This window comes from Candidatus Poriferisodalis sp. (assembly GCF_965262965.1).
Classification (GTDB): Bacteria; Actinomycetota; Acidimicrobiia; order Acidimicrobiales; family Poriferisodalaceae; genus Poriferisodalis.
This window is the reverse complement of record NZ_OZ253573.1, coordinates 716,612-735,848: the sequence shown is the minus strand read 5'-3', so window position 1 is coordinate 735,848 and position 19,237 is coordinate 716,612. Positions and strand designations below refer to the sequence as shown.

At 65.6% G+C, this 19,237-nt stretch carries 14 protein-coding genes and 2 pseudogenes; 10 read left to right on the top strand and 6 right to left on the bottom strand.

The window, feature by feature from the left end:
• Positions 1-20: 20 nt before the first annotated feature.
• From gcvT to ACQY5K_RS03425, 3 genes and pseudogenes are all read right to left on the bottom strand, one after another.
• A complete protein-coding gene (gcvT, locus tag ACQY5K_RS03435) occupies positions 21-1,199 on the bottom strand; it encodes a glycine cleavage system aminomethyltransferase GcvT (protein ID WP_428120080.1) in 1,179 nt (392 codons plus the stop codon).
• Positions 1,200-1,211: 12 nt separating this feature from the next.
• Positions 1,212-1,520: pseudogene (locus ACQY5K_RS03430) on the bottom strand (ArsC/Spx/MgsR family protein); the annotation flags it as partial.
• A 172-nt stretch (positions 1,521-1,692) separates the two neighbouring features.
• A complete protein-coding gene (locus ACQY5K_RS03425; RefSeq protein WP_428122846.1) occupies positions 1,693-1,968 on the bottom strand; it encodes a haloacid dehalogenase-like hydrolase in 276 nt (91 codons plus the stop codon).
• A gap of 163 nt (positions 1,969-2,131) precedes the next feature.
• Between ACQY5K_RS03425 and ilvD the strand changes: the two genes are divergently transcribed.
• The 7 genes from ilvD (at position 2,132) to ACQY5K_RS03390 (ending at position 10,390) form a co-directional block, all read left to right on the top strand.
• On the top strand, positions 2,132-3,967 hold the full coding sequence (gene ilvD, locus ACQY5K_RS03420) for a dihydroxy-acid dehydratase (protein WP_428120078.1): 1,836 nt from the start codon (positions 2,132-2,134) through the stop codon (positions 3,965-3,967).
• 88 nt (positions 3,968-4,055) lie between these two features.
• A complete protein-coding gene (locus ACQY5K_RS03415) occupies positions 4,056-5,555 on the top strand; it encodes an MFS transporter (RefSeq protein ID WP_428120076.1) in 1,500 nt (499 codons plus the stop codon).
• 88 nt (positions 5,556-5,643) lie between these two features.
• On the top strand, positions 5,644-6,192 hold the full coding sequence (locus ACQY5K_RS03410) for a thioesterase family protein (RefSeq protein WP_428120074.1): 549 nt from the start codon (positions 5,644-5,646) through the stop codon (positions 6,190-6,192).
• Between the two features lie 79 nt (positions 6,193-6,271).
• Positions 6,272-7,057: a dihydropteroate synthase gene (locus ACQY5K_RS03405; RefSeq protein WP_428120072.1), complete on the top strand. Its 786-nt coding sequence runs from the start codon at positions 6,272-6,274 to the stop codon at positions 7,055-7,057.
• A gap of 269 nt (positions 7,058-7,326) precedes the next feature.
• Positions 7,327-7,581, top strand: coding sequence for a hypothetical protein (locus ACQY5K_RS03400; protein ID WP_428120070.1), 255 nt, complete (start codon positions 7,327-7,329; stop codon positions 7,579-7,581).
• Positions 7,550-8,818: a DUF222 domain-containing protein gene (locus tag ACQY5K_RS03395; RefSeq protein WP_428120068.1), complete on the top strand. Its 1,269-nt coding sequence runs from the start codon at positions 7,550-7,552 to the stop codon at positions 8,816-8,818. Before ACQY5K_RS03400 ends, ACQY5K_RS03395 begins: the two co-directional genes overlap by 32 nt.
• 396 nt (positions 8,819-9,214) lie before the next feature.
• Complete coding sequence (locus ACQY5K_RS03390; protein WP_428120066.1) at positions 9,215-10,390, top strand: hypothetical protein; 1,176 nt, start codon at positions 9,215-9,217, stop codon at positions 10,388-10,390.
• Between the two features lie 45 nt (positions 10,391-10,435).
• Here the strand turns inward: ACQY5K_RS03390 and ACQY5K_RS03385 are convergent.
• Positions 10,436-12,780 (bottom strand): annotated as a pseudogene (locus ACQY5K_RS03385) (molybdopterin-dependent oxidoreductase).
• 240 nt (positions 12,781-13,020) lie between these two features.
• Between ACQY5K_RS03385 and ACQY5K_RS03380 the strand changes: the two are divergent.
• Complete coding sequence (locus ACQY5K_RS03380; RefSeq protein WP_419920376.1) at positions 13,021-13,221, top strand: ferredoxin; 201 nt, start codon at positions 13,021-13,023, stop codon at positions 13,219-13,221.
• A gap of 40 nt (positions 13,222-13,261) precedes the next feature.
• On the opposite strand, the gene ACQY5K_RS03375 is transcribed toward ACQY5K_RS03380, so the two are convergent.
• Positions 13,262-14,149, bottom strand: coding sequence for a 3-keto-5-aminohexanoate cleavage protein (locus tag ACQY5K_RS03375; protein ID WP_428120064.1), 888 nt, complete (start codon positions 14,147-14,149; stop codon positions 13,262-13,264).
• An 81-nt stretch (positions 14,150-14,230) separates the two neighbouring features.
• Positions 14,231-16,669, bottom strand: a complete 2,439-nt coding sequence (locus ACQY5K_RS03370) for a xanthine dehydrogenase family protein molybdopterin-binding subunit (RefSeq protein ID WP_428120062.1) — start codon at positions 16,667-16,669, stop codon at positions 14,231-14,233.
• A 50-nt stretch (positions 16,670-16,719) separates the two neighbouring features.
• Here ACQY5K_RS03370 and ACQY5K_RS03365 point away from each other — a divergent pair, with 50 nt between their 5' ends.
• Both ACQY5K_RS03365 and ACQY5K_RS03360 read left to right on the top strand, forming a co-directional pair.
• The gene (locus tag ACQY5K_RS03365; RefSeq protein ID WP_428120060.1) at positions 16,720-17,553 is read left to right on the top strand and encodes a methyltransferase domain-containing protein; all 834 of its coding nucleotides are present in this window, start codon (positions 16,720-16,722) and stop codon (positions 17,551-17,553) included.
• Between the two features lie 54 nt (positions 17,554-17,607).
• A complete protein-coding gene (locus ACQY5K_RS03360) occupies positions 17,608-19,206 on the top strand; it encodes an AMP-binding protein (protein ID WP_428120058.1) in 1,599 nt (532 codons plus the stop codon).
• Positions 19,207-19,237: the final 31 nt, after the last annotated feature.

Genomic DNA, 19,237 nt, shown 5'->3' with positions numbered 1-19,237 from the left:
GTGTTCGTTCGGCGGGTCGTTCATGACGGTCGCCAGAAGCGATGCTCCACAAAGGGCAGCGGGGCGATCCGGCATGGCTCGGGACCCTTGCGGCCCTCGGCGAACAACTCGGTGCCGTCACAAGCGTGTTCGGCGGTCACATAAGCCATGGCGATCGGCGCGTCGACGGTGGGTCCGAAGCCGCCGCTGGTGACGATGCCGACATGCGCGCCGTCGGCGTCCGCCAGCACAGCGCCGTCGCGGATGGGCCGGCGGCCCTGTGCCGCGACGCCGACCCTGTGCCTCGGCGGTCCCGCGCACAGCTGGGCTGTGATGGTCTCGAAACCGGGAAAGCCGCCTTCGGCGCGCCTCCGTTTCGGAATAGACCAACCGAGACCGGCCTCGGCAGGTGTCGTCGCCTCGGTGAGCTCGTGGCCTACCAAGGGAAGGCCCGCTTCGAGCCGCAGTGTGTCGCGGGCGCCGAGTCCTGCCGGGGAAACCTCGTCGCTGCTCAGCAGCAGCTGCGCCACATACACCGCTTCGGTGGTGGGCACGGCAATCTCAAAGCCGTCTTCGCCGGTATACCCGCAGCGCGACACCTCGCACTCGACTCCGTCGATCGACATGGCGGCCGTCGACATGAACGCGAGCTCGGCTGCCGGCGGTGCCCAGCGTGCGAGCACTCCAACCGCGGCGGGCCCCTGAAGTGCCAGCAGTGCCAGGTCATGGCGCACCGCGATGCGTACGTCGCCGTCGTCGCCTCCACCGTTCACGCCGTGCAGCATCGCGAGATCGGCGTCGGCGCGCACGGCGTTGACCACAGCGCGCAGCCGGTTTCGGTGGTTGGACACGATGAGATCATCGAGCACGCCGCCAGCGGACGTGGTGAACAGCGTGTAACGCATGCGCCCCGGGGCCAGGTTGACGACAGAGCCGGGAACACAACGTTCCAGCCACGCCGCGACGTCGCCAACCTCGTCGCTGCGGTTGGGGTGCAGTTCGATGATGCCCATGTGGCTCACGTCGAACAATCCCGCTGCAGTGCGGGTCGCACTGTGCTCGGCGATGGTGCCCTCGAATCGCATCGGCAGTGCATGACCCCCAAAGTTGGCCATCCGGCCGCCAAGCTCGGAGTGCAACTCGAACAGCGGCGTGCAGAGGCCACCGGTCGCGGGGTCGACACCGGTCTCACCGGCGCGGCTGCCCCTGGCGTCAGTCATCAGCGGAGGGTCTCAGCCAGCCAGCAGTGCGGCGATGCGATCTTTCGGACGTCCGACGATGGCCCGGTCGCCGCATACCACGACGGGGCGCTGCATGAGCGCTTTGCGCTGGCTCAGCAGCTCGACGACCGCCATGGGATTGCCGACGTAATCGTCGGCGTTCAGGCCCAGCTTCTTGAACTGCGAGTCCTTGCGCACCAGGTCTTCGACGGGATCCTCAAGGATCGACACGAGGTGCTCAAGCGTCTCGCGGTCGGGCGGTGTCTTCATGTACAGGACGATGTCGGTTTCGACTCCAGCTTCCTCGGCGACCGCCAAGGCATTTCGCGAAGAGTTTCAGTGGGGGTTGTGATAGATCGTCACTTCAGCCATGAGCGCGCTCCTGTCGTCGTGAATGGGGGGCAGGGTGCGACCGCTCGGGCCTGCTGCCGCGAATCGGTCCGATCGCGTCGGCTGACATGGGGCTCGGCTCGGCCCTGCACAGACCCCGAAGTTACCTGTGCGCGATGAAGTTGTCAGGGCACGCGGTCGATTGCCGATCTGGAGAGCGCTGCACCTCGCTGACGGCCACGATCTGCTCCAGAGGCAAGCCTTCGATGTAGGCGATCAAGCCTAGCAGCCGCGCCTTGGCTTCGGCGTCCACGATGTCGCCGACCAACTCGCCGGTGAGTCTGCCGTTGCGGACCTCGAGTTCGTTCGCATAGGCGTGATCGAACTTGAAGCGTTCGGCCAGATGGTCGGTGAAGTGCGTGAAGCCGCCCGAGATGATCCCAACCCGGTAGGCGAGCAGGTCGATCGTGATGTCCGGGCCGGTCGGGACCGGTCACGCGGATGAGAAGCGTGTCAGTCAGCGGGGCCGCGGCATCGGGGGCCATCAGGTCGGGCAGGCTACTGGGCCCTCAGATGAGGCAGCCCAGGCGTAGGCTGATCCCATGCCGCGCTACCGATCCGTCACCTCCACCGCTGGCCGGAATCAAGCCGGGGCTCGTGCGTTGTGGCGGGCGACCGGCATGACCGACGAGGACTTTGGCAAGCCGATCATCGCCATCTCGAACTCGTTCACCCAGTTCGTGCCCGGCCACGTACACCTGAAGGACATGGGCCAGCTTGTTGCCCGTGAAATCGAGGCCGCTGGCGGCGTTGCCAAGGAGTTCAACACCATCGCCGTCGACGACGGCATCGCCATGGGTCACGACGGGATGCTCTACAGCCTGCCGTCGCGAGATCTCATCGCTGACTCGGTGGAGTACATGGTGAATGCGCACTGCGCCGACGCTCTGGTGTGCATCAGCAACTGCGACAAGATCACCCCCGGCATGCTCATGGCGGCGATGCGCCTGAACGTCCCGACGGTGTTCGTGTCGGGCGGGCCCATGGAGGCCGGCAAGACGAAGCTTGCCGAACAGAAGGTGGATCTCATCAACGTGATGGTCGTGGCCGCCGACGACTCGTTCAGCGACGCAGACGTGGCCGAAATGGAGCGCGCTGGCTGTCCGACCTGCGGCTCGTGCTCGGGCATGTTCACCGCCAACTCGATGAACTGTCTGACCGAGGCGCTGGGACTGTCCCTGCCAGGCAACGGAACCGTCGTGGCCACTCATTCGGATCGGCGCGAGCTGTTCTTGGAGGCTGGCCGGCTGGTGGTGGACCTATGTCGGCGCTATTACCAGAACGACGACGCCTCGGTCTTGCCCCGCTCTATCGGCAGCATGGCGGCTTTCGAGAATGCGATGACGCTCGACATTGCTATGGGCGGCTCGACCAACACGATCCTTCATCTGCTTGCCGCAGCGCAGGAGGCTGAACTTGACTTCACGATGGCCGACATCGACCGGTTGTCTCGCAAGGTGCCCAACATCTGCAAGGTGGCTCCTGCGTCCGAGTATTTTCACGTCGAAGACGTCCATCGTGCGGGCGGCGTCATGGGCATCTTGGCCGAGCTGAATCGGGCAGGGCTCATCAGCAATCAGGTGCCCACGGTGCACTCACCGACGATGTTCGAGGCGATGTCGCGCTGGGACGTCGCCACCAACGACGACCCCAAGCTGTCCGAGTTCTTCCGTGCCGGTCCTGCGGGCATTCCTACTCAGGTGGCGTTCAGCCAATCCGAGCGTTACCGGACCCTGGACACCGACCGCGAGCGCGGCTGCATCCGCTCGGTGGATTGCGCGTATTCCGCCGACGGCGGGCTGGCCATCCTCTACGGGAACCTCGCCCCCGACGGCTGCGTCGTCAAGACGGCCGGCGTAGACGAAGCCAGCCTGGTCTTCTCTGGACCCGCGCATGTTGTCGAGAGCCAGGACGAGGCCGTCGAGCACATCCTGGAAGGCGGCGTGGTTGCCGGTGATGTCGTCCTGGTTCGCTACGAAGGCCCCCGGGGCGGCCCCGGTATGCAGGAGATGCTCTACCCGACGTCGTACCTGAAGTCGAAGGGCCTCGGCAAGGCGTGCGCGCTGGTGACCGACGGGCGTTTCTCCGGTGGAACCTCGGGCTTGTCGATCGGCCATGTCTCGCCCGAGGCGGCCTCCGGTGGGCTCATCGGTCTCGTGAACGACGGCGACACCATCGAGATCGACATCCCGAACCGCACGATCAACCTCGCCGTCGACGATGCCGAGCTGGAGCGGCGGCGTGGAGAGCAGGATGCAGCTGGCTGGCAGCCAGCGAAGCCTCGTCCACGCCAGGTGAGCACAGCACTGCGGGCCTATGCCGCCATGGCCGTGAGCGCCGACAAGGGTGCGGTCCGCGATGTCTCGGGTCTGGGCTGACGACCCCGCTGAGCCCCGCGGACACCCGCGGCAGGCTTGAGGAGTCCTTCCGCAGAGCCGACGCTGCCGCCGTAGCCTCGCAACGGTGATGGCCAGCGGCCCAACGCATCTCGACTCGGCACGTGGCTGGGTCACGGCCTGCGGCGCGGCACTCAGCGTCATGGCGGCGTTCGGGACGATCTACAGCTTCAACGCGTTCGCGAAGAGCATGGCGGACGAGTTCGGGACCGGGCACGGACCGATCAGCCTTGTGTTCGGGATCACAGTGTTTCTGTTCTTCGGCAGCGCTCTGGTCTCGGGTCGCCTGTACGACCGGTTTGGCATCGCGCCGCTGCTCATCGTCGGAGGAGCGATGTTCTGCGGCGGACTCTTCGCCATGTCGCAGGTATCGGTGTTGTGGCACGGATATGTGCTGTTCGGTGTCGGCCTGGGTTTCGGTGGCGGCCTGTTCAACGCACCGTTGTTCGCACTCACGGCCATGTGGTTCGTTCGTCATCGCGCCGTGGCTCAAGGCATCGTGGCGACCGGCTCAGGGCTGGGAACGATGCTGTTCGTGCCGCTGGCCCAATGGCTGCTCGAGGTCTATGGATGGCGTGGCGGCATGAAGGCGCTCGCAGTGGTGGCAGCTGGAATCTTTGCCGTAGCGCTCTTCATGATCAAGCGGCCGCCGAAGATGGACATGGGCGACGCGAAGCGTCACGTCTCTTTGGTGGTGCGTTCCGCTGCTTTCTGGCAGATGTCGGCCTCGGGCGTGTTCTTCACCGTGGCGGTCATCGGGTCATTGGGTTCGGTGGTTACCTTCGCCCAAGACGATGGCCTGCCGCCGCGAGCAGCGGTGGCGCTGTTCACGATCATCGGCTTCTCGGGCATCGTGGGGCGCATGGCGCTCACGAGCCTTGCCCGACCGCTGGGCTCGGTCCGGCTGCTCAAGATCGCGTTCTTCGGGCTGCCCGTCGCGTACGCGATCTGGTTCGCAACGACTCGAGTGAGCGGACTGGAGACGAAGTTCGTCCTGCTGATTGTCTTCGCTTCGGTCCTCGGAGTGTCCTATGGCGGCTTCGTGGCGCTGCTCGGCGACGTCACCGCTCACGTGTTCGGATTGGCGGGCCTCGGCACGGTCATGGGCATGTTGTTCTTCTGCTCCGGTACCGGAGCGCTCATCGGGCCGCCCTTGATGGGTTTCACCGCCGATGCAACTGGCGGTATCGGATTGCCGATCGCCATCTCGGGCGTGATCGCGGCGGTGGGAGTTGTGGTTCTTCTGCCGATGACACGCCATCCGCTTCCTCTCCCGACGTACATGGGGCCGGCCGGCTTGCCCTCTCCACCGCCGCGGCCTAGCCCGCTCGCGACTGCGCGGACAGCGGAGATGCCCGCACAGGTTGTTGGCGCAACGTCCAAGGGGGAGCGCCCCGAACGGCTCGTGGCTGCGATGAGGCGGCTGCAGTCAGAAGCGCTGCAAGGGGCACCGCCGGAAGTGTTTTGGCCGGTTCGAGTTGGCGCTGACGACGCTGGCGGTAACGGATTTGCAACCATTGCGGGTGTCCGGACCATTGCAGCAGCGTCGGCGGCGGCGGAGCGGGACTGAGCTCGCCAGTCGGCCGACTTCGGTGCACGATGAGAACACTGAGGCCGACCTGAACAGCGTGCCAGCCGATGGCGAGAAGGAGTGAAGCGTGAGCAACGGTGTGAAGAGCCCCCGGCCGACTGACCCGATTCCTGCAGCGCCGATTGACGTGATGAGCGGAACTGTGGTGCGCGACTGGATCGACTACAACGGCCATCTCAACGCCGGTTACTACCTGGTCGTCTTTGATGACGCCATTGCACCGTGGATGGACTTCATCGGTCTCGGCACTGCGCACCGGGCTGTGCGAGACATCACCACGTTTTCAGCGCAGAATCACATCGCTTACGTGCGTGAGATCGGCCCCGACGAGCCGTACGTGATTACCGTCCAACTGCTGGGCTATGACCACAAGCGCATTCATGCCTTCCAAGTCATGACCCAGACAACCGACGACTTCGTTGCAGCCACGTGCGAGGTTATGTCGCTGCACATCGACGGGCCGACGCACCGGGTGGGTCCAATGGCTGATGAACCGTATGAACGGCTCGGCGAGATCTGGGCTGTGCACCGGGAGATGCCGGTGCCGCCAGAGGTCGGTCGCCCCATTGCTATGCGCCCCTCCGACGAAGCCTTGCGGCACCCTGACCTCGCCTGAGGGACCGACCGGGTCGGGCCTGTGGTGGTTCCGACGCCCGTCTCGGACGCACCGCAGACGCCCTGACTAGGTTGCGGCCGTGGAGATCTTCGGCGTGGTCAACACCTCACCGGACTCGAAGGCCGAGTTCTCGGTGGTGCGGGACTTCTCCGAGGCGGTGGCGCGCGGAGCGGAGCTGTTGGCGCAGGGCGCCGACTACTTCGACCTCGGCGGTGAAGGCTCCACGCACGGCAGCAACGAAGTCAGCGCCGCTGTCGAGTGGCAGCGGGTGGAAAGGCCGCTGCGGGGGTTGCTGACGCTCGGTGCCGAGGTGGCGATCGACACCCGCAAACCCGAGGTGGCACGTCGCGCACTTGATGCCGGTGCCGCTGTGTTGAACGCTGGCGAAGCGCTGCAGTCACCCGAGATGATCGAGCTCGCGACCGAACGCGAGGTCACAGTGGTGTTGCCGTTCATGCTGGGACGGGACTTCCGCAGTGTTCGGGACGTGAGCGGGGATCCCGTTGCGGTCATGGTGGAGTGGTTCGGCGAGCACATCGAGCGCCTGCGACGAGCCGGGGTTGCGCAAGAATTGCTGCTCGACTGCGGCGTCGGCTTCGGTCCTCACGACATGGAATGGCCCGAGCGGGCGCAGTACCAGCGGGCCGTCTACAGCGGTCTGGGGAAATTGCGCCGATTCGGCCTGCCGCTGTACGTACCCGTGCCGTGGATGCAGACGCCCGACCGGCTCGAGCTGCTCGACTTGGCGCTTTCCCACAAGCCCGACTATGTGCGCGCTCACCGTCCCGCCCAAGTGCGGGAGCACTTCGACGCGATCGGTGCGGCGAATGCTGCGGCAGTGACGCCGGATCAGATCGACAGCTGACCCGCGCCCGGCCGGCGTTTAGCCGGCGGCGGGTTGTACAGCGGTGCATGCCCGGATCTCGGCTGGCGGCGGCTTCTACAGCGGTGTGTCCCGTGTCTCAGCCGGCGGAGGGCTTGAGGGCGGTGTACGCGCGAATCCTCGGATTCGTGAGGGGTTCGTGTTGCGAGGCAGATCCCGTCGCCCGGCGGTGCAGCGAGAAAATTCATTCAGATGCGTACGTTTGTTCTATCTTGCTGATATACTCTGAAAAATATCTAAAAGGGATGACAATGATGAGCAAGATTCGCGATAGCGAGCAAATCAGCGCCGGGAGGCCAGGTGTGTTCCCGTTCGAGTCGCCGGCCGATCTCGACGCTGCCGGTGTGCACTTGGGTCCTGCGGAGCTGTTGATCGAGGCTGCTGAGGTGATCTGTTGCGCTGAGGCGTTCGGGTTGTCGCGCGATGACTTGGAAGCGGGTCTGAGCGCGATGGTCGGGGTACGTGCTGCTTTGGATGCGTGCGAGGCACGGTTCGGCCGAGATTGACCGGCTGGGAGATTTCGGCGATGGTTCGGCTGCGGTGTTGCGCCGGCTGTCAGGTTGTTCTGGGGCTGCGGCCAAGCGCGCCGCCGTGCGCGCTGCAGTGTTGGCGCAGATGCCCGCGGTTGAAGCAGCGCTGAGTGAGGGGAACATCACTGCCGAACATGCCGACGTGCTCACGGGTGCAGCGGACCTCGCCGGTACCGAGGCAGTGAACAACGTGTCGCGACTGCTGGGGATTGCCTCCTCGTCGAATGTGGAATGCACCCGCCGCGCTGTCAACGACTGGGTCCGTGAGCTGCGCAAAGGTCTCACGCCCGATGAGGAATTCCACCGCCAGCGAGCCTTGCGGGGGCTGCGGATCAGCCAGACCGCTGAGGGTCTGACCACAGCCACTGCTTCGATGGACCCGGCGACCGCAGCGGCGTTCAAGGCGATCATCGACGACATCGCACAACGCTTCGCTGAGGCCGGTCGGGCTGACACGCGATCGGACGCACCCGAGCCGCGTACCTACACCCAGTGCCGCGTCGACGCGCTCGCGGCCCTGGTCGGCGCCGATAACCACGCTGCTGTCCGCCGCTGCTACGCCGAGGTCGACCAGCGCGACGCCGTCTTTGCCGCCGAGCGATGGGGCCACCCGAGTCCCGCGCCGTTGCCGCCGCTCGCACCCGACCACCTCACCGCACTGCCTGCCGACGCCGGGTCCTCGGGTTCGTCTGAGAGCGCATGCCTGCCGATCGGCGACCGAACGACGGCATCTCCCAACCCGCCGACGCTGCCGTGCGACGGATCGCTGCGGCGACGCAACCAGGTGGTGATCGTCGCGGACACCCGCGCGGTGCTCGGTGACGAGTGGGCTAGCTGCCAGATCCCCGGCACCGGGCCTATCCCTTCCCACGTGCTCGAGGGCCTCGCCTGCGGCGCGGACATTTTCGGCGTCGTCTTCGGCGGCGACGGCCAGCCGCTGTGGCACGGTCGCAAAGTCCGCACCGTCACCGACGCCCAATGGCGTGCCTTGGTTGCACGTGACCGCCACTGCGTGCTCTGCGAGGCCGCGCCCAGCTGGTGCGAAGCCCACCACATCATTCCCTGGCAAGCCCCAGCGCGCGGCCGCACCGACATCGAGAATCTCGCCCTGCTGTGCTGCCGCTGCCACGGCCAACTCCACGACAGCAAGAGCCGCCTGCACCGAACCGCCCCCACCAGCTTCGCCGTCGCATCCGGCCCTCCACGCGAATGAACGCGCTGCGTGTGACCTGATCGGAACCGCCGCTGTTGCCGTCAACGAAATGGGACTGCGAGCGCCCGGAGTTTCGAATTCGTCACGGCAAGTGCGTCACAAGCTTTCTTGCGTGCTTCTGCCGTATCGAATGCCAAAGTGACGATCGTGAACAACATGGCCGCGCTACATGAGTCGTGATCTACGATCTTTGCTGCCGCAGCGCTGTGGTGTGGATGCAGGGAGGAAGTCGGTGAGGCTGCAAGTCGCACTTGCGAACGTGAGAGGCCCGCTCACACCCTTTGTCGTGCGTGGCGAACTGGATCTCCGATGAGTGGGCACGACCTTGAAAAGGTTCTCCGAACGGCGCGAGACACGCTCCGGTCAGGTGACCTCCACAGCGAAGCTCACGTGAGGTTGGCGGTCATCGGGCCGATTCTGAAAGCCCTCGACTGGGATGCGACTGATCCGAAGCAGTGGATTCCGGAGATGCCGGTCCCCAATGGCAGGGTCGACGACGCCCTATTGGGCCACGCCGGAACCCCGCTGGTCTTTGTCGAGGCAAAGAAACAAGGCAACCTCAGCCCGAAGGCGGAAGAGCAGATCTTCGATTACGCGGCGAAGCAAGGTGTTCCGATGCTGGTTCTGACCGACGGTGACACGTGGGATCTGTACCTCAGCATGGCCGCGGGAGCGCCCCATGAGCGGCGGTTCGGCCACATCGAACTGACGCAGAGCAGCGACATTTCCCCGATTGCGGAGGACTTCACGAGATTCCTGCAGCGAGATGCGGTCTTGTCTCAGCAGGCCAATTTCGCAGCGCAGCAGCGACTTGCGGAAGTGAATAACCGTCTCAAGGGCAAGCGGGGACTCGCTTCGGGTTGGACGTCACTCTTGAAGGAACGCGACGACCTGCTCCGCGAACTGCTGATCGATCGAGTGGAGGAACAGAGTGGGTCACGCCCATGGGCCGAAGACGTCGATTCGTTCCTCGCGGAACAGGTCGATGGACGCAACCCACCGGTGAAACCGCCGAAACAGTACACCGATGCGATCACATGGCTGCAGGCCGCGCCAGCGAACTTGACATCGGGCATGAAGGCATCGATATCCAAGTGGCGCGGGCAGCTTGGAGACTCCTCGTTCGCATCAACACCCACAGCTGCCCAGATGCCGAAGGCAACTTCGAAGTCCGGCAGCGTCGCACTGAACAAGGGCACAGGGGAGCCGAAGGATGGTCAAAAGCTGAACGGCATCGTGATCGGCGGTGCGGTCCACCAAACGACCACCGCGAGGCGAGCGATTCATCTTCTCGCGGGCGAACTGCAGCGCCACGATCCCGGATTCTTGGACCGCCTAGCGAGGTTCACCAGACCGGGTATGAAGAAACCTCGCGTCGCGAGGTCGCCGCTCTCGTCCTTGCGAGACGAGCACAAGCGGTACTACCAGCAGATCCCGGGGCATCAAGACTGGTGGCTAATGGTACATGCCTCAAGCAGAGACCTGCAGCGCTACATGCGCGAGATGACCGAACTGGCAGGTTTGCAGTGGGGCCGCGATATTCGGCTTCTGTTCGGCGACGACACCGGCTAGCCGACGCACTTTGTGCCAGCGGTGCTCTTGGCGGCAGAATCGGGGTCAGCCGGGGATCGCCTCCAGGGTGACGCGGACGTGCTTGTGGTGCGGGGTCAGCGAGAGCCAGTCGCGGTCCTCGATGTCGGTGAGCTCGTTCACTGCGAACACCGCTGATCTTGTGTTCGCCGGTCTCGTCGGGGTATTCGGTGCCGAAGCCGTGCGGAAGGGTCACATGTCCAGCCATGACGGTGTCGGTGACCTCGGCGGGTGCTTCGGCTTCGCCGCGCTTGGAGGTGATCTTGACCCGGCTGCCGTCCACGAGGCCCAATGACGTGGCGTCGTCGGGATGGATGCGCAGTGAACCGTCGCGGTCCCGCTTGCGCCAATCGGGATCGCGGATCACGTCGTTGGCGTTGGACGAGCGGCGTTCGCCGGCTGAGAGCACGAATGGGAATCGATCATGCCCAGTGGCCGGCTCTTCGTCGGCGAGCGAGCGGTACTCATCGGCCAGCTCGTCGATGTACAGGTGGATCTTGCCGTCGGGATGCGCGATGCGGTCCCACGTCTCGGAGTACTCGCTGACGCTGTAGATCATCCCGGACGGCGAGTTGATCAGCTTGTCGAACAGGTTGTTCGCCAGTTCCAAGCCTTCGCCTTCGATGCCGGCCGCTCGCACTTGGTCCGGATATCGCATCGAGGCCTGCATGGAAGCGCCGAACATGATCGCGGCCGGTGCCATGTTGCCCAGCGTCGGACCGAGAGCTTCGTAGAGCACCACGGGCAGCTTGGCGGCCCACGTCGGGATCGGTGGCCGAAGCCTGCCCGAGCGCCTCGATGAACGCCTCGCGCCCCTGCTGGGCCGCTTGCGCGAGGCCGTCGGTGCCGTCGGGACGTCCGCCCATCGCGGTGACGAGGCGCCGGTGGATCTCCGGCTCGGGAAGCGAGTCGCCCAGTGGCTCGAGGATCGGGTGGCGCACCTGGAAATAGTTGGACGGCATCTCGCCGGCAAAGAAGGTCGCCTCGGGCTTCTCGTACTGGGAGCAAGCCGGCAGCACATAGTCCGCCGCACGGGCCGTCTCGGTCATGGCCACATCGATGACCACCAGGAATTCCAGCTTCTCGAAAGCCTCACGGAAGCGCTTCGAATCGGGCAGCGTGTGCAGCGGATTCGCCGATTCCACGAACAGGGCGCGAAAACGGTTCGGATGGTCGGTGTCGATGCAGTCCGGAATGGCTGCGCAGGCCAACAGGCCCGAGAGCATTGCGCTGCCGGTCACCGGGTCGACCTCGCCCTCGCCGGAGTGACCGCACATGGGCGCGAGACGCAATGGCAGGTTCATGCCTCCCTCCTTCGCGAAATTGCCGGTCACGAGGTAGAGCAAACGCTGCAGCCAGCTGTTGAGCGTCGAGTGGGGGGCCATCTCGATGCCGAGGTCCTCTTCGGTGGACAGCGACCGGGCGGTGCCCATCGTTCGGCCCGCGGCACGCAGCTCGGCCTCGTCGATGCCGCACTTGCGTGCGCACTCGACGATGTCAGTGCCCGAGATGAGCTGGCGCAGCTCGTTCCATCCGGTGCAGTGATCTGCTAGGAACCGTTCGTCGGTGAGGCCTTCTTCGATCATGATCGTCAGCAGTGCGGCGAGCGCCCATGCATCTGTGCCGGGGCGAACGCGCAGGTGGTGATCGGCCATAGCGGCCGTCTCGGAGATTCGAGGATCCATGACGATGAGCGTTCGCTCGTCGTCGTTGCGGATCTTGTTCAGCTCGTTTCGAGACTCAGGGAAGCCGTGGCTCTGCCAGGGGTTCTTTCCGATGAAGACCGCACAGTCGGTGTGCTCGAAATCGCCCATCGCACCGAGGTTCTGCTTGCCGAACATCTTGCCTTGCGCCCAGAACATGCCGGTCTTTTCCTGCGCTAGTGCGTTTGAGCGGTACTTGACGCCCAGCGTTTGCATCACGCCGCGGGCGTACGCACCCGGGAAGTGATTGCCCTGCCCGCCGCCGCCGTAGTACAGGATCTTGTCGCCGCCGACGGCGTCGCGGATCGATGTCAGTTTCTCCGCAACGTCCGCGATGGCAGTGTCCCAGGAGACCTCCTCGAACGTGCCGTCGGGGTGCCGGCGCATCGGCGCAGTGAGGCGGTCGCGACCGTTCTGGTAATAGTCGATCCGCAGGGCCTTCTCGCAGGTGTAGCCCTTCGAGGCGGGGTGGTCTTTGTCGCCACGGACGCGAGTGATCTTGCGTCCGTCAAGGCGCACCTCGATGCCGCAGTTGTTCGAACACAGCACGCAGGCGGTCTTGTGCCAGACCTTGGTGGGGTCCTCGGTGACGTCAGCGGCCGTTGAGCTGTCCTTCGCGCCGGCGCGGCTGGCGCGCAATGCTGCGAGGCGGGCTAGGGCGTCGGACATTGCGTCTCCTCGAAATGCTGTCGTGCGGATATCGGCGGTCGCGCAGGCATGCGCCGACGGCTCGGACACCGCAAGAGTAGGACGTGCGCATCGGCGCAGGGAGATGAACCGCGACGGCGGCGCAGTGTCAGGAGCCATCGGGCCCGGAAAGCTACGGGCACAGCCGCGCTAGCTTCTTGCACGTCGGGGTACGGTGCCTGCCGACGGGACAGCTTCAGGCCCCGACGGCCACAGGAGGGAATGCTCGTGCGCATCAAGGTGGATGCCGACAAGTGCCAAGGTCACAACCGGTGCTACTCGCTCGCGCCGGAATTGTTCGACGTCGACGACTACGGCTACGCCACCGAGATCGGTGACGGCGAGGTTCCCGAGGGACTCGAGGACAAGGCCCGTCTCGCGGCTGCCAACTGCCCAGAGTTTGCCGTTCTTATCGAGGAATAGTGTTTATCGAGGAATCGGGCTCGTCGAGGAAGAGGGCCGGTCAGCGCTGCTTCAGCTCGAGCATGTCGCGGACCTCTTGGGGGCCCATCACCCGGTAGTTCATCGACTCGAGGATCTGCTTGGCACGAGCCGTCAATTCGGCGTTGGAGGCCATCTGGCCGCGGTCGAGGAAGAGATTGTCCTCGAGCCCGACCCGGGCGTTGCCGCCGGCAATTGCCGCCAGGGCGACGTAGGGAAGCTGGTCTCGGCCGAGCGCGAACGCTGAGAACGTCCAGTCGTCGGGGACGTTGTTGACCATTGCCATGAACGTGTTCAGGTCCGGCGGCGCGCCCCAGCGCACGCCCATGCACAGCTGCACCATGACGGGGGCTTCGATGACTCCGATGTCGACGAGCGATTTGGCCTCCCACAGCTGGCCTGTGTCGAATGCTTCGATCTCGGGTCGAACGCCGAGCTGTTGGACTTGACGCGCCATTTCCATCAGCGTGTCGTGGGTGTTGGTGGCGACGTAGTTGCCCTCGCCGAAATTCATCGTCCCGCAGTCGAGGGTGCAGATCTCCGGCAGCAGCTCTCGCACGTGCGTCAGGCGTTCGGTCGCGCCCACCAAGTCGGTGCCTGCCGCGTCCGGCGGCAGCGGCTGCTCGACCGATCCGATGACGAAGTCGCCGCCCATCCCTGCGGTGAGGTTGACCACGACATCGGTGCTCGATGCGCGCACCCGCTCGACCACTTCCCGGTAGCACTCGGTATCGCGGCCTGGGTCACCGGTGATCGGGTCGCGCACGTGGATATGGCAGATGGCTGCGCCTGCCTGGGCGGCCTCGATCACGTTGCGGGCGATGTCGGCAGGCACATAGGGCACCTTGTCGGACTTGCCGACCGTGTTGCCCGCTCCGGTCACAGCGCATGTAATGAATACATCAGGCATTCGATGGTGTCCTCAGATCGCGACGAACCCTCTGCGTCGTAGGCGGAATTGTCTCACACCCCTGCGGCATCGCCCGCCCATTCAGATGCTCTCGGCGGCAGCAAGTCCTTCGGCGTCGACTTCGGTTCCGGCGGCCAATGCGGCGAAGATCGCGAGAGGCTCCTGCCACGGGTCGGGCAGCGTCCCCGCTCGCGCTGCCGCGATTGTCTCCCAGACGCGTTGTGGGCTCATCGGCATGTCGATGTGCCGCACTCCGAGGTGCGCGATCGCGTCGATGACTGCGTTCTGCAGGGCGGGTGTCGAGCCGATCGTGCTTGCCTCGCCGATGCCCTTCGCGCCGAGCGGGTTGAGCGGCGACGGGGTCTGGGTGCTGTGCACCTCGAAGCTCGGAAACTCGGCTGCGGATGGGAACAGGTAAGTCAACAGCGTGCCGGTCTGGGGATTGCCGTCTTCGTCGAAGACCACTTCCTCGTACAGGGTCTGTGCCGCCCCTTGGGCGATGCCGCCGTGCTGTTGGCCCGCCAGCAGCAGCGGATTGATGACCGTGCCGGCGTCATCGACTGCGATGTGGCGCAGGTAGTGGACTTCACCAGTGTCGGTATCCACCTCGACGACGGCGACGTGCGCGCCGAACGGGAAGCTGGCCTCGCCTTGGTCGAAGTCGAGTTGGGCTGCGAGGCCCGGATCGATCGGCTCACCGCGCTTGACGGCTGTGGTCTCAGCATCGGTCGGGTCGCCCAGGAGACCACCCGGGGCTTGCGTCACTGCTGCGGCCAGATCCGTCCAGTTGACCGAACGAGCCGGCACACCGGCCACGCTGAATGTTCCCTCGGCCGTGTCAAGAACGATGTCCGCGACGCTGGCTTCGAGAAGGTGAGCTGCAAGTCGCTGTGCCCGCTCGACGAGCACGTCGGTGGCGTTGGAGACGGCGGAGCCGCCCACCTGCACCGAGCGGGATCCGCCGGTACCGCCACCTCGGGGAACGAGATCGGTGTCGGACTGGACGAAACCGATCCGCTCAACGTCGATGCCGGTGCGGGCGGACACGATCTGGGCGAATGTCGTGTGGTGCCCTTGGCCGTGGGCGCTGGTGCCGACGCGAATCGTGGCACCGCCATCGGATTCGATGCGCACAGCGGCGAATTCCGAGGTAAGTCCTCCGGCCGTGATCTCGACGAAGCTGGCGATGCCGATACCGAGCTGGCGGACATCGCCCCGCTCGCGCCGTGCCGCCTGCTCGGAACGCAGCTCGTCGTATCCCGCCAGCTCAAGGGCCCGCCGCAGCGCAAGCGCATAGTCGCCGCTGTCGTACTGGACGCCGGTGAGCGTGTCGAAGGGAAACGCATCAGGTGAGATGAAGTTCCGCATGCGGAGCTCGATCGGGTCGATCCCCGTCTCGAGCGCAGCCTGGTCCACTAGCCGTTCCAGCAGCGCTGCTGCCTCAGGACGTCCGGCGCCGCGGTACGCGCCGGTCGGCGTCGTGTTGGTGACCGCTGTGACGACGTCGAAACGGATGGCCGGAAACTCATATGTCCCGTTCGACATGCGCTTGGTGCCTGCGGGCAGCATCGTGCCGATGTTGGGGTAGGCACCGGTGTCGCCCACCAGCCGAACCCGCAGCCCGGTGAATGTTCCGTCATCTCGCACGCCCAGCTCGGCGTACTGAACCTGCGCACGGCTGTGCGCGAGCGTGGTCATGTCCTCACTGCGGCCCGGTGTCCACGTCACGGGGCGATCCAGGCGGTCTGCCAGCGCAGCCACCACCGTGTGCTCGTGGTAGAGGCCGGCCTTGGCACCGAAACCGCCTCCGACGTGCGGGGCGATGACGCGCAGTCGCTGTGGCTCCCAGCCCAGTGCCCCGGCGAGCTGCATCTTGGTGAGGTGGGGCATCTGCGTGGCGCAGTAGATGGTCATGCGACCGTCGTCGGTGGGCACGGCCGCGCACGAGTTCGGCTCCAATGGCACCGCCGCGATTTTCTGATTCACGTAGCGTCCGCGCACGATGCGGTCAGCGCCCGCCAACGGATCGATGCCGGGCGGGTCGGTGATCTCGGTTGCGACGTTGTTCGGTCGCTCGTCGAAGATCGCGGCGGCACCTGAGGACAGCGCCGTCTCGGCGTCAGGTGACGCAGGGAGCGGTGTGTAGTCAACCTCGACCAACTCGGCGGCGTCCGTGGCTTGGGGGAGCGTCTCGGCCACGACGACAGCGACGGCTTCGCCCACGAAGCGCACTTTGCCGGTCGCCAGCGGTGCCCGGGCGAACTCATCGGCCACTTTGACGAATCCATGGTGCGGTGCCACACCGAGCGAGTCGGCGGTGAACACTGCAATCACACCGGGAGCACTCGCGGCCGCACCGGTGTCGATGCCCTCGATGCGTCCGTGCGCAACGGGGGAGCGGACGAACACCGCGTGGCACATGCCGGCGGCGTCGTGGTCGTAGACATACCTGCCTCCGACCGTCAGCAGTTCCGGGTCCTCGGTGCGTCGAACTTCATTGCCCAGGATCGATCCAGCCATGGCGGGCGAGGCTACCGACGCGCTGTGACTTGGTCATTACCCTGCGCCCGATGAGCAGCGGTACCCCTGACGTCTATACGCCCGACATCTATACGCATGGCCACCAGCCGTCAGTGGTGGCACAGCATGCGCGGCGCACAGCGGAGGACTGCGCGGCCTTCGCGCGCCCCGTGATCAAGCCCGATGCGCAGATTCTCGACGTCGGCTGCGGTCCGGCGTCGATCACGGTGGGCCTGGCGGGCTGGGCCCACAAGGGCCACGTGACGGGCATCGAACCCGGCGGCGACATCCTCGCAACCGCCGCGGCCACTGTTGCCGAAGCCGGAGTCGACAACGTGACGCTCGCCGAGGCCTCCGTCTATGAGCTGCCTTACGACGACGACACTTTCGATGTCGCGTACGCGCACCAAATCACCCAGCACCTGTCCGATCCGGTCGCGGCGATCGCCGAGATGGCGCGCGTGGTACGGCCCGGCGGGCACTTGGCAGTGCGCGACTCCGACTACTCCACGATGCGCGGCTACCCGTCGAGCACCGAGATCACCCGGTGGCGTGAACTGTATCGGCAGGTGTGCCGCCACAACGGCGCCGAGCCCGACGCCGGTCGGCACCTGTTCTCCTGGTTCCGAGAGGCTGGCTTGGGCGACGTAGTGATGTCCGCATCCGTGTGGCAGTTCTGGACGCCCGAGGCGCGCAGCAACTGGGGCCACTCGTGGGCTGATCGTTGTCTCACCACCAGCTTCGCTCGGCAGGCAGTGGAGTACGGCTACGCGACCGAAGCCGAGATGGGCCGGATTTCCGCAGGCTGGCGGGCGTGGGCCGACAATCCCGACGGCTACTTCCACTTCATCCACGCCGAAGCGCTGGCCCGAATCACCGCGTGAGGGCGCACGGCGCCGTCCTGCGAGACGCTGCGGTAAGCCGCGAGAATGTCCGCCATGTCTGACACGATTCCCGACAACTTTCCCGATCTCGTCGACCGGGCGGCGGAACTGTTCGGCGAATCCGAGGCGATCCGGGACGGCGACGTCTCATTGAGCTTCGCGGACATCGCCCGGCTGTCAGACGTATGCGCAGCGGCGCTGGTGGCGTCGGGACTCGAACCTGGCGACACCGTGGGGCTGTGGGCGCCGAACGCCTGGGAATGGGTGATCGCGTCGATGGGAACGCTGCGTGCTGGCGGGGTGCTTGTGCCGGTGAACACCCGCTTCAAGGGGCGCGAGGCCGCCTACGTGCTGGACAAGGCCAAGATCAAGGTGCTGTTCACCGTGGCCGGTTTCCTTGGCTACGACTACGTGAAGGACCTCAACGAAGCCGCCGACGGAGGTCACGTTGTCGAATCGCTGGCCGACACCGTCGTGTTGCGAGGCGATGCGCCGGCGGGCACGATCTCCTACGCCGAATTCGCGGCGCGGGCGACACCGGAGGCCGCCGACGAGGCAGCGCGGCGAAGCGCCGCGGCCTCCGGGGTGGACCTCGGCTTGGTCATGTTCACCTCCGGCACGACAGGCCTGCCGAGGGGCGTGCTGGTGCACCAAGGGCCGGTCCTGCGGAACTTCGCTCAGTACGCCGCCGAACTGGGAATGCGCCAGGGCGATCGGATGCTGGTGGTGAACCCGTTCTTCCACGCGTTCGGATTCTCCGCAGGGATCACGCCGTGCATCATGCACGGCGCCACCATTCACCCCCATCCGGTGTTCGACGTCGAATCGGTGCTGCAGCGCGTCCAGGACGACAAGATCACGATCCTGCCGGGGCCGCCGGCCATCTTCCAGTCGCTCATCAACTATGCGGGCCTCGACGACTACGACACCTCCAGCCTGCGCTCGTCGCTCACGGGGGCTGCGGCCATCCCAGTCGAGACGGTGGTGGCGATGCGCGAGCGGCTCGGTTTTGAGACCGTGCTCACGGGATACGGCATGACCGAGACGCACGGCTTGGCGGCGATCTGCGCCTCGGACGATCCACCCGAGCTGGTAGCCACCACGAGCGGCCGGGCACTTGGCGGCGTCGAGCTGCGCATCGTCGACGACGAGGGCCGGGACCTGCCCATCGGGCAGCCGGGCGAGATCTTGGTGCGCGGGTACAACGTCATGCAGGGATATCTCGATGATCCCGTCGCCACCGCCGAAGCAATTGACGAAAACGGCTGGCTGCACACGGGCGACATCTGCGTGATGGACGAGCAGGGCTACATCGACGTCACCGACCGCAAGAAGGACATGTTCATCAACGGGGGCTTCAACGTGTATCCCGCCGAGATCGAAAAGGTGATGGCCGAGCATCCCCAGATCGGTCAGGTGGCGGTCATCGGCGTGGCGGACGAGCGCCTCGGCGAGGTGGGAGCAGCGTTCGTGGTGCCGTCACCAGCCGGCGTGCCAGAGCCAGATGCAGTGCGTGCGTGGTGCCGCGAACAGATGGCCAACTACAAGGTGCCCCGGCATTTCTGGATCGTGGACTCGCTGCCGCTGAATCCGTCCAACAAGGTGCTCAAGACCGATTTGCGCGAGCAAGCCGCCGAACGCTTGGGGAGCTAGTGCTGTGTCCGCAAACGTTTGCGCGCTTTGG

What these genes read in the sequence shown, in the direction of transcription:
- ACQY5K_RS03395 (WP_428120068.1), top strand. Translation starts at nt 7,550, where the DNA reads ATGCGTGCGAGGCACGGTTCGGCCGAGATTGACCGGCTGGGAGATTTC.
- ACQY5K_RS03415 (WP_428120076.1), top strand. Translation starts at nt 4,056, where the DNA reads ATGGCCAGCGGCCCAACGCATCTCGACTCGGCACGTGGCTGGGTCACG.
- ACQY5K_RS03360 (WP_428120058.1), top strand. Translation starts at nt 17,608, where the DNA reads ATGTCTGACACGATTCCCGACAACTTTCCCGATCTCGTCGACCGGGCG.
- ACQY5K_RS03380 (WP_419920376.1), top strand. Translation starts at nt 13,021, where the DNA reads ATGCTCGTGCGCATCAAGGTGGATGCCGACAAGTGCCAAGGTCACAAC.
- ACQY5K_RS03400 (WP_428120070.1), top strand. Translation starts at nt 7,327, where the DNA reads ATGATGAGCAAGATTCGCGATAGCGAGCAAATCAGCGCCGGGAGGCCA.
- gcvT (WP_428120080.1), bottom strand. Translation starts at nt 1,199, where the DNA reads ATGACTGACGCCAGGGGCAGCCGCGCCGGTGAGACCGGTGTCGACCCC.
- ACQY5K_RS03365 (WP_428120060.1), top strand. Translation starts at nt 16,720, where the DNA reads ATGAGCAGCGGTACCCCTGACGTCTATACGCCCGACATCTATACGCAT.
- ACQY5K_RS03375 (WP_428120064.1), bottom strand. Translation starts at nt 14,149, where the DNA reads ATGCCTGATGTATTCATTACATGCGCTGTGACCGGAGCGGGCAACACG.
- ACQY5K_RS03370 (WP_428120062.1), bottom strand. Translation starts at nt 16,669, where the DNA reads ATGGCTGGATCGATCCTGGGCAATGAAGTTCGACGCACCGAGGACCCG.
- ilvD (WP_428120078.1), top strand. Translation starts at nt 2,132, where the DNA reads ATGCCGCGCTACCGATCCGTCACCTCCACCGCTGGCCGGAATCAAGCC.